Source organism: Rhizomicrobium sp. (assembly GCF_056722145.1).
Window position 1 is genome coordinate 12549 of sequence record NZ_JBWZET010000022.1, and the last position, 15966, is coordinate 28514.

14 protein-coding genes and 1 pseudogene are annotated in these 15966 nt (G+C 63.1%); 7 read left to right on the top strand and 8 right to left on the bottom strand.

Features of this window, described 5'->3' with window-relative positions; translation table 11 throughout:
- The 5 genes from AC1P6P_RS01145 to AC1P6P_RS01165 all read right to left on the bottom strand — a co-directional run bounded on the left by AC1P6P_RS01145 (nt 1) and on the right by AC1P6P_RS01165 (nt 7654).
- A complete protein-coding gene (locus AC1P6P_RS01145; RefSeq protein WP_481400595.1) occupies nt 1–1374 on the bottom strand; it encodes an exopolysaccharide biosynthesis polyprenyl glycosylphosphotransferase in 1374 nt (457 codons plus the stop codon).
- Nucleotides 1375–1887: 513 nt separating this feature from the next.
- Nucleotides 1888–2484, bottom strand: a complete 597-nt coding sequence (locus tag AC1P6P_RS01150) for a class I SAM-dependent methyltransferase (RefSeq protein ID WP_481400596.1) — start codon at nt 2482–2484, stop codon at nt 1888–1890.
- 198 nt (nt 2485–2682) lie between these two features.
- The gene (locus AC1P6P_RS01155) at nt 2683–5013 is read right to left on the bottom strand and encodes a membrane-bound PQQ-dependent dehydrogenase, glucose/quinate/shikimate family (RefSeq protein ID WP_481400597.1); all 2331 of its coding nucleotides are present in this window, start codon (nt 5011–5013) and stop codon (nt 2683–2685) included.
- Nucleotides 5014–5147: 134 nt separating this feature from the next.
- On the bottom strand, nt 5148–6479 hold the full coding sequence (locus tag AC1P6P_RS01160) for a glycosyltransferase family 87 protein (RefSeq protein WP_481400598.1): 1332 nt from the start codon (nt 6477–6479) through the stop codon (nt 5148–5150).
- Nucleotides 6476–7654: a hypothetical protein gene (locus AC1P6P_RS01165; protein WP_481400599.1), complete on the bottom strand. Its 1179-nt coding sequence runs from the start codon at nt 7652–7654 to the stop codon at nt 6476–6478. Before AC1P6P_RS01165 ends, AC1P6P_RS01160 begins: the two co-directional genes overlap by 4 nt.
- A 592-nt stretch (nt 7655–8246) precedes the next feature.
- Between AC1P6P_RS01165 and AC1P6P_RS01170 the strand changes: the two genes are divergently transcribed.
- The 7 genes and pseudogenes from AC1P6P_RS01170 to AC1P6P_RS01200 all read left to right on the top strand — a co-directional run bounded on the left by AC1P6P_RS01170 (nt 8247) and on the right by AC1P6P_RS01200 (nt 13921).
- Nucleotides 8247–8834, top strand: a complete 588-nt coding sequence (locus AC1P6P_RS01170) for an anthranilate synthase component II (RefSeq protein ID WP_481400600.1) — start codon at nt 8247–8249, stop codon at nt 8832–8834.
- Between the two features lies 1 nt (nt 8835).
- Nucleotides 8836–9855 (top strand): anthranilate phosphoribosyltransferase, encoded by a 1020-nt coding sequence (gene trpD, locus AC1P6P_RS01175; RefSeq protein WP_481400601.1) that lies wholly within the window; start codon nt 8836–8838, stop codon nt 9853–9855.
- On the top strand, nt 9852–10661 hold the full coding sequence (gene trpC, locus AC1P6P_RS01180) for an indole-3-glycerol phosphate synthase TrpC (protein WP_481400602.1): 810 nt from the start codon (nt 9852–9854) through the stop codon (nt 10659–10661). The genes trpD and trpC overlap by 4 nt, the downstream gene beginning before the upstream one ends.
- A 14-nt stretch (nt 10662–10675) precedes the next feature.
- Nucleotides 10676–11146 (top strand): annotated as a pseudogene (moaC, locus tag AC1P6P_RS01185) (cyclic pyranopterin monophosphate synthase MoaC); the annotation flags it as partial.
- A 132-nt stretch (nt 11147–11278) separates the two neighbouring features.
- Nucleotides 11279–11443: a helix-turn-helix domain-containing protein gene (locus AC1P6P_RS01190; RefSeq protein WP_481400608.1), complete on the top strand. Its 165-nt coding sequence runs from the start codon at nt 11279–11281 to the stop codon at nt 11441–11443.
- Nucleotides 11440–12654, top strand: coding sequence for a molybdopterin molybdotransferase MoeA (locus tag AC1P6P_RS01195; protein WP_481400603.1), 1215 nt, complete (start codon nt 11440–11442; stop codon nt 12652–12654). The genes AC1P6P_RS01190 and AC1P6P_RS01195 overlap by 4 nt, the downstream gene beginning before the upstream one ends.
- Nucleotides 12655–12742: 88 nt before the next feature.
- Nucleotides 12743–13921, top strand: a complete 1179-nt coding sequence (locus tag AC1P6P_RS01200) for a molybdopterin molybdotransferase MoeA (RefSeq protein ID WP_481400604.1) — start codon at nt 12743–12745, stop codon at nt 13919–13921.
- A 9-nt stretch (nt 13922–13930) separates the two neighbouring features.
- Here the strand turns inward: AC1P6P_RS01200 and AC1P6P_RS01205 are convergent, their stop codons facing one another.
- The 3 genes from AC1P6P_RS01205 to AC1P6P_RS01215 all read right to left on the bottom strand — a co-directional run bounded on the left by AC1P6P_RS01205 (nt 13931) and on the right by AC1P6P_RS01215 (nt 15357).
- Complete coding sequence (locus AC1P6P_RS01205) at nt 13931–14227, bottom strand: hypothetical protein (RefSeq protein ID WP_481400605.1); 297 nt, start codon at nt 14225–14227, stop codon at nt 13931–13933.
- Between the two features lie 2 nt (nt 14228–14229).
- Entirely contained in the window at nt 14230–14526 is a 297-nt protein-coding gene (locus AC1P6P_RS01210; protein ID WP_481400606.1) for a hypothetical protein, read from the bottom strand.
- A gap of 288 nt (nt 14527–14814) precedes the next feature.
- Nucleotides 14815–15357: a hypothetical protein gene (locus AC1P6P_RS01215; protein ID WP_481400607.1), complete on the bottom strand. Its 543-nt coding sequence runs from the start codon at nt 15355–15357 to the stop codon at nt 14815–14817.
- Nucleotides 15358–15966 lie beyond the last annotated feature (609 nt).

The following is a 15966-nucleotide window of genomic DNA, read 5'->3' on the forward strand; positions in this document are numbered from 1 at the left end:
TCAATAGGCGTTCCGCTGCCGGAACACTTCGGCAATCGTCCGCAGCATGATTTCGCAATCGAACAGGATCGACGCATTCAGCGCGTACCACAGGTCGTAGTCGATGCGCCGGCCCATCTGTTCGAGTTCCTGCGTGGCACCGCGCAGGCCGTTGACCTGGGCCCAGCCGGTCATGCCCGGCTTGACGTGCTGGCGCACCTCGTAGTTCTCGATCAGGCGCGAATAGAATTCGTCATGTGCCTTGGCATGCGGGCGCGGTCCCACAAGCGACATGTCGCCGAGAAAAACGTTGAGCAGCTGCGGCAGTTCGTCGAGGCTGGTCCGCCTGAGGATGCGGCCGACCCGCGTTACCCGATCGTCATCGCGCGCCGCCTGACGCACCACGGCACCATCCTCCATTACGCTCATGGTGCGGAATTTGAAGATGCGGAATGGCAACCCGCGATAGCCGTTACGCACCTGGCGGAAGAACACCGGCCCCGGCGCATCAAGCTTGACCGCCAATGCAATCAACACCAACGGTGGCGCCAACAGCACCAGCAGCGCCAGCGACAGCACCACATCCATGCCGCGCTTGCAGATGCGCTCGGCAAGCCCCAGCGGCTCGCGCTGTACCTCCACCGCGACGAAACTGCCGATGGCTTTCGGCTTGCAGCGAACCAGCGAGGCCGTGCGCGCTTCAGGCACGACGAAGATCGCCCGCGGCAGGATCGACAAAGCCCGCTCCAGCGACATCAGACGATCCTGCGGTATCGTGCTCGAGCACAGGAAAATCTCGCCCTCGCCGCAGACGCGGGCCGCTGCAAAGGCGCGCGCGATCGCATCCTTCTGTGCCGCAGCGTGCATGGTGCGATCCTTCAGGCCGGCGCACGCGACAACCGTCGGTCTCGGATAGCCCATGGCGATCAGTTCGCCAACGAACCCGTCGGCACTGCGGTCGTCGGCATCGCAAATAACGATCGCCGAGCGGCTGCCATATCCCTTGCGCGCCAGCTTGCGGATCACCGGCTCGGACATCACCCGCCAAACACCGATCACCGGTAAGCAGGTAAAGTAGAACGTCAACACCGCGCCACGCGAAAACATGCCGCTGGCCTTGAACGCGAACAGGATGAACCACAGCACGGCGAACGAAATCGTCCAGTACTGCGCCGCATCCTTGAACTGGCGCAGGCGCGTCTTGCCGTCCCACGACATGGCACCCCCAAACAGCCGCCCCGACACCACGAACGTCGCCGCCACGATGACGCCGGTATAGGTCAGCTCCTCGACGCTCGGGCTTTTGGCGGCGGCCCAGTGGTACAACAGGCCGACCGTATTGCTCAGCACAATGATGAGGGCCGCGTCGGCGATGTCCTGCAGGAGCGATCGCACTCCGGGAAGCGGTGGATCGCCGACATGCAGATCGGATGCGAGCGGGCCGCGCCCTAGCCGATGGACAAGACCGCCGCTGATAGCTGCTGCATCAAGGGCATCAGGCAGCGCCTCAATGGGCCTGCCAATTGGAAGCTCGTTGCGCATGCTTCGGACCGTCAACACCCCTTCGTTCGCAGAAGCCCACTTGCTTCTGCGTCAACGTTCTTTTGGCCCTTTGAAAGTTTCACTGCCCTGTGACTGTATTAGGTACTTACAATGATAACGATTGTCAAGCACAACCGCGGCAACACCCAATACAAAACGTCACTTTATTGTTGTCGTTACTCACCATTACGTCCACGCGCGCTGCTTTGCTGTATAGATTGATGCGCCCGTCAGCCTATGTTTTACTGTAAAGAACGATTACAGGTGCTCAAGCGATCTGCAGTGCAATCCAAGAACAGTTTTGTTTGCGATACGTATTCCTGCCACGCAGCATGCCGTGCCTATTTCCTGGTTCCGCAGTGCCGCCTATTTGACCGCCTCGAAAAAGATGGATTCGTCGGGGCGATTGTCGAGAACTCCGATGTCGGGACACCTGCCCTCCCGGAAACCGACGACTTCGGCTGTGACAAAACCGCAAGCCTCGAAGAGTTTCTTCAGCGACGCACCGGTGAATCCCCAATGATGGCCGTTCTTGACGGCATCGCGCGTATCGGCTTCGAACAGCGCGCTCAGGAAATGCTCCGGCGCCTCGCGATCATAGTTGGCGACCACCTTGTCGAGGTCGGGGACGACAACGCGGCACACCCCGCCCGGCGTCAGGACGCGGCGGATCTCTCCGACCAGCTGCGTGATCTCATCGCGGAACAGATGCTCGAACACATGGCTCGAAAACACCGCGGTGACGGATTCGTCCGCAAACGGCAGCGGTTTCGTTAAATCCAGGTATCTCAACGCACGGAACTGACCGCTCCGGTGCATGTGGTACTTGTGATCGTCGAGCTTGCCGGCGGCCCGCAGAAGCCCGGCAGCGCCCGGCACGCGCGAGATGAAAATGTGCGGCGTCACGTCGGTGTTGAGCCAGCCCTCCACGGCGCGATCGAAGGCACCAAGATGGAGTTTCATGCCCGCATCGGGTCTTTGCGCCGAGCCCCACACTGTCTGCACCCCTCATTCTTATTCGCATATCCAAATGACCCTTCACGATGCCGCGTGTCAATCGCAGATCGCAAGGTTCTGCATTTTTTGTATGCGTTGCATATGACACCGGCATGATGCTCACGTCGATGCACAGCCCTTAACGGCAACCTGACAAAATTGCCGTCAGTGTTGCGGCAGCGCAAAGGCGAGCACGTAGTCGCCGATTTTGGTTCCGAACTTCTGGTGGCCGCCCGCCGCAATCAGGACGTATTGCCGTCCGCCTACGGAATAAGACATCGGCGTCGCCTGCCCGCCTGCCGGCAATCGCGCCTGCCACAACAGCTTGCCGCTGCGTTCGTCGAAAGCGCGCAGATATCGATCGGCTGTCGCGCCAATGAAGATCACGCCACCGCGCGTCACGATGTTGCCGCCGATGTTCTGGATTCCGGTCGGCAGCGGCAGGTTGGCCTTGGTCCGCATCGGCCCGGTGTCGCGTGTCGTCCCCAAGGGGCGTTGCCAGACGATCTTGCGCGATTTCAGGTCGATTGCCGTCAGCGTGCCCCACGGCGGCGGATTGCACGGCACCTTGAGGAAGCTGAGCCACGGCAGCGTCACCACCGCATAGGGTGTGCCGTACTGCGGGAAATACATGGAATCGTTTTTCGGCTGCTCGCCGGTGCCCGACCACGGCGTGATGATGCCGCGGCGCTCGATCGCTTCGCGATGCGGCTCGGTCATGACGAACGGCGCATAGCTTCCGTTGGCGATGAGGATCTTGCGATCCGGGTCCACAGTCACGCCGTGCCAGTCGACAACGCCATCAGCGGCCGGATAGATGATTGCCGGTCGCGTGCCCGGCGGCGTGAACTGTCCGTCATAGCGATAGCGCGAAAACTGGATGCGGCAGTAGAGCTGGTCGAACGGAGTCGCGCCCCACAGATGATTTTCCCTGAGATCTGGCGGCGACAGCGACGGCATGCCGGTACTGTAAGGCTGGGTCGGCGACAGGTGGTCGCCCGCAATCGCGCCTTGCGGCACCGGCTTTTCGACAACATCGGCAAGCGTCTTGCCGGTGCGACGGTCGAGCAGGAACAGTTCGCCGCGCTTGGTCGGTTGCACCAGCGCCGGCACCGTCCCGTTCGGTCCAGGCAGATCAACCAGCGAAGGCCCTGCCGGTACGTCGAGATCCCAGACATCGTGATGGATGGTCTGGAAATGCCACCGCGCCGCGCCGGTTCTGACATCCACCGCAACGACCGAACTCGAATATTTTTCATCGAAGGGCCGCCGGTTCGCACCGTAATGGTCCGGCGTGGCATTGCCGAGCGGTAGATAGACGAGACCAAGCGCCGGATCGGCGGTAAACGCGCCCCAGGCGTTGGGCGTGGCCGGCGTCAGGATTTCGCCGTCATGCGGCACCCAGTTCTCCGGCGCATGCCCGAGGTCCCACGCCCACACGATCGCGCCGGTGATCGCATCGAAGGCGCGCACCGCGCCAGACGGCTCGCCAATGCGCTGGTTGTCGGCGATCCAGCCGCCGAGGATGACGCGATCCTGCAGCACGATCGGCGGCGACGTAACGAAATGAAACCCGGGGCTGACATGGCCCATATAGCGCGTCAGCGAGATGAACCCGTGCTCGCCAAAATCTTCGCAGGGCTTGCCGGTATCGGCATTGAGCGCCATCAGCCGGGCGTCGGCCACCGGCGCGATGATGCGGCGCGGGCATGGCGTCACGGTGCCTTTCGGCGCTTCGTGATAGGCGACGCCGCGACAGGCGAGAAAAATGTTGGGCTCGGTGTTGGCGTGGGGATCGAACACCCATTTCCTGCGCCCGGTCGCAGCATCGAGCGCCTCCACCCAGCTGTGGGGCGTGCAAAGGTACAGCGTGTCGCCGACCTTGATCGGCGTCGCTTCAAAATTGTATTCCGGCTTTTCGTTCCGTGGTCCGTCGCCGGTCTCGATTTGCCACGCCAGTTCCAGCTTCGCGACGTTGTCGGGCGTGATCTGATCGAGTGGTGCGAACCGATCGCCGCGGGCGCTGCGGCCATAGAACACCCAATCGCCGCTCGCCATGGTGTGATCGGCACCATCCGCAACCGGTGTCATGTCCGCAAAACCGCTGATGCCAACCGGCGTGACGAACCCCGCCGCCAACACCACCGCCGTTACCGCGAGCACGATGGCCAGTCCGCGCGCGCCGCCCGAATTCAAGCGCCGACGCACAAACGGCAGCAGCAGCCAGACGCCGAACAGCAATGGAGCAAACAGGCGCGGCTCCAGTTCCCAGCCGGTGAAACCGACCTCCCACAGCGCCCACACGGCAGTGAAAACGATCACCGCTGCGAACAATGCCAGCGATTTCGACGAGCCGCGCCCGTAGAACCACGCCGTTGCCAACATCCCCGCGCCGGCAATCGCGTAATATAGCGTGCCGCCAAGCAGCGCGAGCCAAACGCCACCGATGACGAACCAGAGGCCCGCGACGGCGAGAACTGCGGTTGTCAGAAACACTATGATCGGCGGGATTTTTCTATTGACCGTGTGAACGACGGAGCGCAGGCCCACGACAGGATCCTTCCCATGCGAACCAGGCGCATACACCCAGCTACGTCTGGGATCATCAGACAACAGCGATGACCGGTCAATCAAATGATTGTATCGAAATCCACATGACGCTTCGCGACATCGCGATGTGGTGCATACGTTTCCGTAGCCAGCAGCATTCCCATGCAGACGAGCGCCCCGGCAAGCGGCAGCGCATACACCAGGCTGATCCAGCCGCCGGAAAAACCGGGCATCGGCGGAATGAAGAATGCCGACATCAGATAAGCCGCCGCAAGCGTAACGGCAGGCGCAATCGAGTGCCTGCGGTGGATGAGACAGGCGGCGAGGAACGCAAAGACCGGCGGTAAAATACCGAGATGATGCGTCCAGGCGATCGGCGACGCGATGGTGAATAAAATCGCTGCCGCCATGAAATCCGCGGTCCGCGCCTTGCTGCGCCGAACGAACAGCGCCATGGCGACGAACATCAGCGACGTCGCAAGGCTGAGGTAATAGGCGAGCGGATGAAACGGCGGGAATGCCTGCTTGTTCACGGTGAAGGGATCGTCGTTCGACAACAGCCGGTTCATCACGCCGTTGACGGATGCGTTGGGGTAATAGGCTTCGCCATGCCGGTTCATGAACGAAATCGCCGAGAGATAATCGACATGATTGGCCCAACCGAACCACGCCAGCGACAGTGCCAGTCCGGCCGCGACCACGACGGCAAGGCCGCCGACGAACTGCCAGCGACCGCGCAGCGCTCCCCACAGTACGAACAATCCGAATTGCGGCTTGAACAGACAGATCAATCCGATCAGCGCACCGGCGGTTCGGTCGCGACCGGTCAGCCAGGCAAGCGCAGCGAAAGCAAACCACGCATTCACCCACGCCTGTATCTGGCCGAGGCTGAACGCCCACATCACCGAATGGAAACTGAAGACTGCGAGGCCCGTCGCGACAGCGCATCCCCAACGAAATGGCAGGCTCTGCCGCGCCGCCGCATGATAGGCGATCGCGCCCGTCGCCATCGCTGATGCCGGAACGGCAAGCCAGCCGATCCAGTTCAATGCCCGGTCGGTGACCGTGACGTGAAACGCGTCTGGAATCGCGAACACCAACAGGCTCGATGGCGGGTATTGGAATTTGATGTGCTGGTTGAAGAAGATTTCGCGATACAGCGTGCCCTGGTGGGGATGACGCACCCACTCATAGGCCTTGCGCATCGGCATCCAGGAATCGTCAACCGGCATCCAAGCTGGCGTATGTCCGCTCGGCCATACCAACCAGAAATGCAGGTCCCACAATCCCGTTTGCAATCCGGCGTGGTGCAGCAGCGCCGAGCCGGCGAAATTCACCGCCACCGCCAGCACCAGCATGGCCAGGAAAACCGCCGCCGCAAAGCCAGGGCGAGCACTCGGCGAGAACCTCAATGCAGTGTCACCGTCTCGAAGGTTCTGACTCCTCCCGCGGCATCGAGCACCATCATCTGCGTGTGCCATTCATAGAGGTTGAGAACCAACAGACCGAAGGCCAGCGGGATCACCACACCGGGAATCCAGTTCGGTAATTTCTCCTTGGCAACGAGCGCCAGCGTCAGGATGAACATCGGCATGTAATCCGGCGAGAACAGGAATGCGGAGTCGCCGGAATAGACCATGTGCAGCACCAGACCGAACAATGCGAACAGCGGAATAAACCATAGCCGCGACCGCAGCACGAAGAGCGACGCCAGCGTTACGACAATACTTACCGCCGGCACCAGCCAATCGAACGGAATTGCCGGCGGGGTCAAGCCGAAGATGTGAATCGACAGCATCGAATCGTGCGGTTCGAGCTCGACGAAATTGCGTTCTTCCAGGAAATTGAACGGAATGCCGACGCGCTTGCCGAGAATGGGCCATTCCGGCAACCACAGCAGATAAGTGAAAAACACGCCCAGCAGCGCCGGCTTCATCGCCGGGCCCACCCGCGCAAAATTTCCGCGAAGGAATGCGCCAAGGCCGCCGGCGCGCAGCAGCGTGAAATCGATCTGGCGCAGCACCCAGATCATGCCGTCGGTGACGACCATCGAGAATCCGATCGTCAACGCCAACGCCGATTTCAGCAGGCCGATGCGCGAGACGCCAGGCCAGGTCATCACCAGCACGGCGAGAACGACGGACGCACCCGCCAGCATATGGGTTTCCGGCAACGTCGACCAGAACACGTAGGTCGCCGAAGACGAGAACAGAAAGACGAAGCTTGCGGCCGTGAGCGGCAACACTCCAAGGCGCCGCATCGCAGCGTATAGCAAGCCCGCGCAGGTCACGGCGATGGCTCCGGAAAGCGCCGGGATGCCGATCCATGGCGGCACCTTGAGCCAATCCATGACAACCGCGTGGTAGAACATGCACAGCCAGCCATACAGCGGGTGCACCTTCATGCGGTAATAGCCTTCGGTCTTGTCGCTCAGGTAGGCGAAGACGCGGCCGGTGTCGGCACTATAGAGGGCGTTCTGATCCGGGACGTGACCCAGGAACGGGTAGGCAGCAGCGCCGGCCACGAAGCCCGCCCACAGGAGCACGGCTCCCAGACACGCCAGATCGGCCGCCCGCGCTCGGGTCATCGATGTTGCGCCGCGCGATCTCACAGCCGCGCCAGCATTGACGTAGGCAGAGCCCACTGCTGCACCCCTCAAAACAATCCGAATGTACCGGCCCAACAAAGCCGCGGCCCATGTATCCGATGCAAAAGCATCCGACCCGCGACCGGGTTCTGCGAGAATCCCTGTCTTCGAGACAGCTTTGTTCCCCAGCACATCCGTTGGCTTTAACTGTAAGTACCACGTTTAAACAGTCAACCTGCGCGCGCGCCAACACTTGGTTTTCGTGCAAACGCCATTGCAACAACAGCACATTTGCCGCCAATTGGAGCACAATGTCGTCACTCGGACTGCAATTTCCAGCGTCCCTCCGCAGGCGCTCGGGAATGAGCTACCGGTGTCGAATTCAGCCGATCGAGATGCCCTCCGAGCCGGGGCAAAGCGCGCCGCACATGCCATCTTTCCTTCCCGGCCGCGTTCCGCGAAAATGGCCGTTCCCCGGCCGACTCAGGATGCCCTATGTCGATCCCAAAGCCATCACCAGCCGCGGCTGCAGCGGGGGCACAACCGGAAGTCATTTTCCCGCAAAGGCAATGATTTCAATAGGATATTTGAGATGTTACTGCTCATCGATAACTACGACAGCTTCACCTACAACCTGTTCCACTATTTGGGGCAGCTCGGGGCGGACGTGAAGGTCGTGCGCAACGACGAAGTTTCCACTGCCGAGGCCCTGGCGATGCGGCCGGAAGCGATCGTGTTGTCGCCCGGACCGTGCACGCCGAATGAGGCCGGCATCTGCTGCGAGGTGATCGAGAAGGCGAACGGCTCGGTGCCGATTTTCGGCGTCTGCCTCGGCCATCAGTCGATCGGACAGGTCTATGGCGGAAAGATCGTGCGGGCGCCGTCGCCGATGCACGGCAAGCTCAGCCGCATTCATCACACCGGCAAAAGCGTCTTCCGCGGCCTCAACAACGATTTCACCGCCACGCGCTATCACTCGCTGACCATCCTGCCCGAGAGCATGCCCGATTGCCTCGAAGTGACCGCGGTCGCCGAAGACGGCGTGATCATGGGCGTGATGCATAAGGAGCATCCGGTCCACGGCGTCCAGTTCCACCCCGAGAGCATCGCTTCCGAGAACGGCCATGCCTTGCTGCAGAATTTCCTGCGCATGGCGCATCAGCACGAAAAGGTCGGCTGAGATGAGCCATCTTGATTTCTCGGTGCTGTTGAAGCGCGTCGCGGCGGGAAAAGCGCTCGATGCCGAAGCCTCAGCGGCAGCGTTTACGGCCATCATGGCCGGCGACGTCGGCGAAGCGCAGATGGCCGGCCTGCTCACGGCGCTGGCCTTGCGCAAACCGACGGTGGAAGAGATCACCGGCGCAGTAACGGCAATGCGGGCCGCGATGAAACGCGTGCAGGCGCCGGCGGGCGCGATCGACCTCGTCGGCACCGGCGGCGACGGCCATTCGACGCTGAATATCTCAAGCGCGGCGTGCTTCGTTGCGGCGGCGTGCGGCGTGCCGGTCGCCAAGCACGGCAACCGCAACATGTCGTCCAAAACCGGTGCTGCCGACGTGCTGGAAGCACTGGGCGTGAAGGTGGATGTCACACCGGAGGTGGCCGAGCGCTGCGTCGCCGACAGCGGCGTCTGTTTCCTGTTCGCCCAGGGCTATCACCCGGCGATGAAGCATGTGACGCCGGTCCGCCGTGCCCTCGGCTTTCGCACCATCTTCAATTTGTTGGGGCCGCTGTCGAATCCGGCCGGCGTCAAGCGGCAACTGCTCGGCGTGTATGCGCTCGAATGGCTGGAGCCGGTCGCGCATGTGCTGGCGTCGCTCGGCGCCGAAAAGGCGTGGATCGTGCACGGCTCCGACGGCCTCGACGAACTGTCGATTTCCGGCGCGACGCAGGTCGCGGTGCTGGAAAATGGCCGGGTGCAAACGATGGAAGTGACGCCGGAAGACGCCGGCCTGCCGCGTTATCCTTTGGCGGCGGTCAAAGGCGGCGAGGCCCAGGAAAATGCTGCGGCGCTGACCCGCCTGCTCGACGGCGAGAAAAGCGCCTATCGCGACATCGTGCTGCTCAATTCCGCCGCGGCGCTGATCGTCGCCGACAAGGCCCGCGATCTTCGCGAGGGCGTCGATATCGCCGCCAGGGCGATCGACAGCGGCGCGGCCAAGGCGGTTCTGGCCAAGCTGATCGCGGTGTCGAACGCATGAACATTCTTGACAAGATCACGGCCTACAAGCGTGAGGAAGTGGCGCGCGCCAAGGAGAAAATCTCGCCCACCGAGATCGTGACCTGTGCCCGCGCCGCCGATCCGGTTCGCGGTTTCAAGACGGCGTTGTTGAAAGCGCGGCTCGATCGCCGCTTCGGCCTGATCGCCGAGGTCAAGAAGGCGAGCCCGTCGAAAGGCCTGATCCGAGCCGATTTCGATCCGCCGAAGCTGGCCAAGGCCTATCAACAGGGCGGTGCCACTTGCCTGTCGGTGCTGACCGATACGCCGTCGTTCCAGGGCGCCCCGGAATTCCTCATTGCCGCGCGCGAGGCGGTCGATCTGCCGGTGCTGCGCAAGGACTTCATGCTCGAGCCCTATCAGGTTGCCGAAGCGCGCGCCTGGGGAGCCGACGCCATCCTCATCATTCTCGCGATGGTCGACGACGAGACCGCTGCCACCCTCCTCCACACCGCCCGCGATTTCGGCATGGATGCGCTGGTGGAAGTCCACAATGAGCTGGAACTTACCCGTGCCCTCGACCTCGGCGCGGAAATGATCGGCATCAACAATCGCGACCTGAAAACCTTCGTCACCGATGTCGGCGTCACCTTGCGGCTCGCTCCACGCATTCCGGCCGGCAAACTGGTGGTGGCCGAAAGCGGATTAGCCACACGCGCCGACCTCGACCGCCTGGCAGAAGCGGACGTCACCACCGTCCTGATCGGCGAGACTTTGATGCGCCAGGACGATGTGGCGGCGGCCACGGCGGACCTTGTCGGAGCCCCGTTCAAAGCGTCGCTGACCTGAATTAGAGTGCGCTCATGGCCAATCTTACCCATCTCGATGAAACCGGGGCGGCACGCATGGTGGATGTTTCCGGCAAGGACGTGACCGAGCGCGAGGCGCAGGCCGAAGCCGTGATCGCGCTGTCGGCAGAAGCCTTCGATGCCATCGCGGCCGGCGAAGCGCCCAAGGGCGACGTCCTGGCGGCGGCCCGCATTGCCGGCATCATGGCGGCCAAGAAAACGTCGGAGCTGATCCCGCTCTGCCACGTCCTGGCACTGTCGAAAGCCGAGATCGCGTTCGAGAACGTGCCCGACCGCACCGCCATCCGCATCGTCGCCACGGTCAAGACCTCCGGGCGCACCGGCGTGGAAATGGAGGCGCTGACCGCCGCCTCGATCGCCGCCCTCACCATCTACGATATGACCAAGGCGATCGACAAAGGCGCGGTGATCGAGACCGTCCGGTTGTGTTCGAAATCCGGCGGCAAGAGCGGCGGCTTCACCGCCCCGCCGCTGCGCTCGTTGCGCAAGACCCCGGTGGCGCCTAGCCGCGGCCGTCCGGGCGCGCTGACCGGCGAAGCTTCGACGCCAACGGTGACGCCGGCGGCGGATACCAAATGCGCGGCGTTCCGCAATTTCATGACGAGCCGCCATCTCCGGGCGACCGAATGGGCCAAGCTGGCCGGTGTGCCGGCCTCCCAGCTATACGCATTTCTCACGGGACGGTTGCGGGCGCTGCCCGAGGATGTCATTCAGAAGCTTGCAAACGCCGCTCAAGTGCGTCCGGAGGATATGTTCCGATGATCAGCGTCGAAGAAGCGCAACGCCGGGTGCTGTCCGCCTTCAAACCGATCGACACCGAACTGGAAGATCTCACGCATCTGACCGGACGCGTCGCGGCCGAGGACATCAAGGCCGTCGGCGATAACCCGCCGAAAGCCATTTCCACGGTTGATGGCTATGCCGTGCGGCTGGCCGATGGCGAGTCGCGCCGCAAGATCGTCGGCAAGGCCATGCCCGGCCATCCGCACCTGGGCGTTGTCGGTACCAACGAGGCGGTCCGCATCGTCATCGGCGGCGTCGTGCCCGATGGCGCCGACGCCATCGTCTTCCGCGAGGAAGCGGACGCCGGCCATGGCGACCTCACCTTCAAAAGCACCGCGGTCCGCCCCGAACACATCCGCGGCGCCGGACTCGATTTCAAGGCCGGGACCGTGCTGGTCCCATCGGGCAAGAAGATCACGGCGCGCGACATGGCGGTGCTGGCCGCCGGCGGCGTCACCCAGGCCAAGGTGCGGCGCCGTCCGCGCGTCGCGATTGCCTCGGTCGGCGACGAGCTCGCGGCCCCGGGTGAAGAACGGCGGCCCGGCGATATCTACGCCGCCACCGGCTATGGCCTATCGGCGATGATCTCTACCTGGGGCGGCGCTCCGTGTGATTTCGGCATCCTCGAGGACAACGCCGAGGAAATCGCCACCATCGCCGATGCCGATGCCGAACTCGTGGTGACGTTGGGCGGCAACTCGGTCGGCGATACCGAACTGGTCGCGCGCGCCCTCGGCAGCACCGACTTCGCCATGGAGTCCTGGACGGTCGCCTATCGCCCCGGGCGGCCGCTGCTGTTCGGCCAGCTTGGCGGCACCCCGATGCTGGGACTGCCCGGCAACCCTGCCTCAGCCCTCGTCTGTGCGTTGCTGTTCATCCGGCCGAGCCTCGACGTCATGCTCGGCACCTCGCAGAATTTGTGCAGCCTGCCGCAGCGGTTCAAATGCGGTTGCCATTCGATGTCCGCGCGCCTCAGCGCCGAACTGCCCGCCACCGACGAGCGCAAGACCTATGTCCGCGCCCAGCTGATGATGCGCGATGGCGAAGTCTGGGCCGAGCCCTATCCAGTGCTCGATTATCCGATGCTGTCGGTGCTGGCGAAGGCGGATGCGCTGGTTGTCCTGCCGCCGGGCTCGCCGGCCTCCAAACCGGGCGATCGGGTGGAAATCATTCCGCTTGACGGCTACTGAGCGGCCCCGCCGCTGCGACAGGCCCGCCACGGCGCCGTCACAACCGTCTGCTCTGTTCGCGGTGTGATCGGTAATGCGAGGGTTTGCCATGATCAGCGTCGAAGAAGCCCGGCAGAGAATTGTATCGGCGTTCGCTCGCGTCGGCGCCGAGCCGGTCGAGCTCGCCCACCTCGCCGGACGCACGGCGGCCGAAGACATCCGCGCCAAGACCGACCAGCCGCCGCTGTCCGTTTCCTCAATGGACGGCTATGCGGTCCGCAAGGCCGACGGCGAGGCACCACGCAAGGTGATCGGCACCGCCCCGGCGGGCCATCCCTTCGACTGCACGATCGGCGCCAATGAGGCCGTACGCATCTTTACCGGCGGGGCGATCCCGCCCGGCGCCGACGCCATTGTGATCCAGGAAGAAGTCGACATCGTCGGCGGCGACGTGCAGTTCAACGCCTCGGCCATCCGCCCCGACCTCATTCGGCCGGCCGGGCTGGATTTCCGCGAGGGTGACGTTCTGGTTTCCGCCGGCAAGCGCCTCACCGCGCGCGACCTGGCGCTACTCGCCGCTGCCGACGTCACCGCCGCCAAGGTAAGGGCGCGCCCGCGCGTGGCGATCGCCTCCATCGGCGACGAGTTGTCGGTGCCGGGCACGCCGCGCCAACCGGGCGGCATTGTGGCTTCCACCGGTTTCGGCCTTGCGGCGATGATCGCGCAGTGGGGAGGCGCGCCGCACGATCTCGGCATTCTCAAAGACAACGTCGAGGACATCGCCACCATTGCAGCCGTCGCGGCTGATCTTGTGGTGACGCTCGGCGGCGCTTCGGTCGGCGATCACGATCTGGTGCAGAAGGCACTCGGCACCACCGATTTCACGCTCGATTTCTGGAAGGTCGCAATGCGTCCCGGCAAGCCGCTGATTTTCGGCCGGCTGGGTAAGACGCCGCTGATTGGCCTGCCGGGCAATCCGGTTTCGGCGCTGGTCTGCGCCCTCGTTTTCCTCAAGCCCGCGCTCGCCGCGATGCTCGGCACCGAAGAACCGCCGTCCAAAACGCGCGCGCGCCTGAAGCAGGACCTGCCGGCCAACGACGGCCGCCAAAGCTACATCCGCGCCCGGCTGATCGACGACGACGGCGAAGCCTGGGTCGCCCCGTTCGCGCAACAGGATTCAGCGATGCTGTCGGTCCTGGCCAAAGCCGACGCCCTGATCGTGCGCCCACCCAATGCCGCCGCAGCGGAAGCTGGCGACCGCATCGAGATCATTGCGCTCGACGGATGAAGGGCGGTTTCAAGCCGACAGGCGTTGCTCCCGAACAGCCGATAGCGCGACCGGCAGGCGTCGCACGTAGATGATCCCGGCTGCGACGTTTTTCGAGTCGTCGTATTCGCAGGCAACGAGCTCTTCGTCTTTCCACGGAGCCAGGGTCATAGAACCGGCTGCGATGGCGGTGGCACGCGCCACTTCGCGACGGGCTTCAAGTTCGTCGCGGGCACGTATCCAAAGACAATGCGGTCGCATGGAGGACGCGCGCCATTGCGGACTGTTCTCGGTTCCTGTGCGCGGCGTGAGGCGATAGACGGGCATCTTCAATCTCCTCGCGATAGAACGAATTCATCGGACTCGTGCGGCACGGGCGTGAGGCGGAACGCACCCAAGAGAAGAAGCGGAATCGTCACCAGCAAACTGTACGCCTGGTACCGGCAGAACTGGAACAGCAGAGGCCAAACTTCGGTGAAGCCTCCACCGGTTGCCGCAAAACAGTGGCCGTTGACGATCTGGCCGTGCAGAACATCGCCGCCGGCCACGAGCGAGGCAATCGCATACGTGAGGTAGTTCGTTACCCCAAGTCCGATCGCCAGTTTGCAGAGGGTCCGCTCGCTCATCTCAACCCGTAAGTAGTTTTACCTACGCGGAGGAGCAGACACGCTGCGCGCTATGGTGGCAAGGCGGTCGTGCGCCGGCGGGATCGCCCTTTGGACCAATGTAAGGCGATTTTGCCGATCAGCTCTGATGGCAGGCGCATCACTTCTTATAGAAGCAATGGCCGTTTCCTGAATTGGCGCGACAGGTTGACGCCAAACGCCGAGCGCAAAAAACGACGCCGGGGCATTCCCTATCGGTTTACGGGAAAAAGAACCGGGCAGCACAAGGACCGCCCGGCTCGTATGAGATTACTTCTTCGCCGGAGTCGGCGCCGGTGCAACGACAGCCGGAGCGGCAGTCGGCGCAGGCGGCACGACATCAGCCGGCGGCGGCGGCGGCTTTGGCAGCGACGCCACTTCCTTCAGCGTCAGACAGCCGTCCGGCGTGCAGAAATGCACCTGACCGGAGAAGCGGTCGACGGTGTAGAGCGCGCCTTCGGTGGGAATGATCTGTGTACGTCCAACGATCAGGAACGTCACCGCCAAGGCAATCACGCCGCCGATGAGGGCGAGCCAGATTTCGGTGGTGATGGATTCAACGATCGCACCGGCGCCGATCACCACCAAGCCGATGATGACGTACGGCAGATAGGCTGCGATCTTGTCGTCGAACAGATCGCGGAACCACCAGCCGGCAACCGCGCTCGCCAGGAATACGAGCCCGAGAATTCCGAACACCAGCCGTACCGTCCACGGCGTGGTCGTGCTCGATACCGTCTCGATCCGCTCCACTTCCACCTCAGCGTGATGATGGTGCTCCGCGGCCGCGGCTTCGACTTTTTCTTCACTCATGAAAATCCCCTCCAAACGGCGCATTCGGCGCCAACCCGAACAGTGTATGCCATTTTGGCACAAAAGTTTGACGGGATTATTTGCAAATAGTTCTGATCCGCACCTCCTTCCCAAGATGAACCTTACCTAAACGGCGCCCCCAGGCTGCGTTCAGGCAGGCCGTCCCATAGTCGTCAGCGACATACGGGAAGGAGAACTCCCATGAAACGTCTGTTGAGCGCCGCGCTTGCCCTCGCCCTGATGAGCTACGGCATTCACACATTTCCGTTTGTGCAGCGGTGTTCTCTCTGATTCCATGCTTTTCGGAATGCTGGGAGACAGAGGATGTCGACAATCACGCTGGGGCGGTTTGGCGACCGCCGCCTGGAAAAAGGGGGGCCTTTTTGCACGCTCGTTTGGTTGAGACGGGCGGTCGAGGTCTTCGCGTTCGGCGTTTGGGCGGTGATCGCGCGAGCGAGATCCGTTTGACGCGCCTCTTGCGCAATCCTGCGGTGACGATTGCGGAAATGTCGGCTGAAGCAGGTCGGCGGACGGCGGAACGCTGCCAGGGGCGTCGGGTTTTGGCGATCCAAGACACCACTGTGGTTCGATCAGAGGGCGGCGGTGGGC

Coding starts and splice junctions, on each gene's coding strand:
- AC1P6P_RS01150 (WP_481400596.1), bottom strand. CDS start 2,484: ATGAAACTCCATCTTGGTGCCTTCGATCGCGCCGTGGAGGGCTGGCTC.
- AC1P6P_RS01165 (WP_481400599.1), bottom strand. CDS start 7,654: ATGACCCGAGCGCGGGCGGCCGATCTGGCGTGTCTGGGAGCCGTGCTC.
- AC1P6P_RS01170 (WP_481400600.1), top strand. CDS start 8,247: ATGTTACTGCTCATCGATAACTACGACAGCTTCACCTACAACCTGTTC.
- trpD (WP_481400601.1), top strand. CDS start 8,836: ATGAGCCATCTTGATTTCTCGGTGCTGTTGAAGCGCGTCGCGGCGGGA.
- trpC (WP_481400602.1), top strand. CDS start 9,852: ATGAACATTCTTGACAAGATCACGGCCTACAAGCGTGAGGAAGTGGCG.
- AC1P6P_RS01190 (WP_481400608.1), top strand. CDS start 11,279: ATGACGAGCCGCCATCTCCGGGCGACCGAATGGGCCAAGCTGGCCGGT.
- AC1P6P_RS01195 (WP_481400603.1), top strand. CDS start 11,440: ATGATCAGCGTCGAAGAAGCGCAACGCCGGGTGCTGTCCGCCTTCAAA.
- AC1P6P_RS01200 (WP_481400604.1), top strand. CDS start 12,743: ATGATCAGCGTCGAAGAAGCCCGGCAGAGAATTGTATCGGCGTTCGCT.
- AC1P6P_RS01205 (WP_481400605.1), bottom strand. CDS start 14,227: ATGCCCGTCTATCGCCTCACGCCGCGCACAGGAACCGAGAACAGTCCG.
- AC1P6P_RS01210 (WP_481400606.1), bottom strand. CDS start 14,526: ATGAGCGAGCGGACCCTCTGCAAACTGGCGATCGGACTTGGGGTAACG.
- AC1P6P_RS01215 (WP_481400607.1), bottom strand. CDS start 15,357: ATGAGTGAAGAAAAAGTCGAAGCCGCGGCCGCGGAGCACCATCATCAC.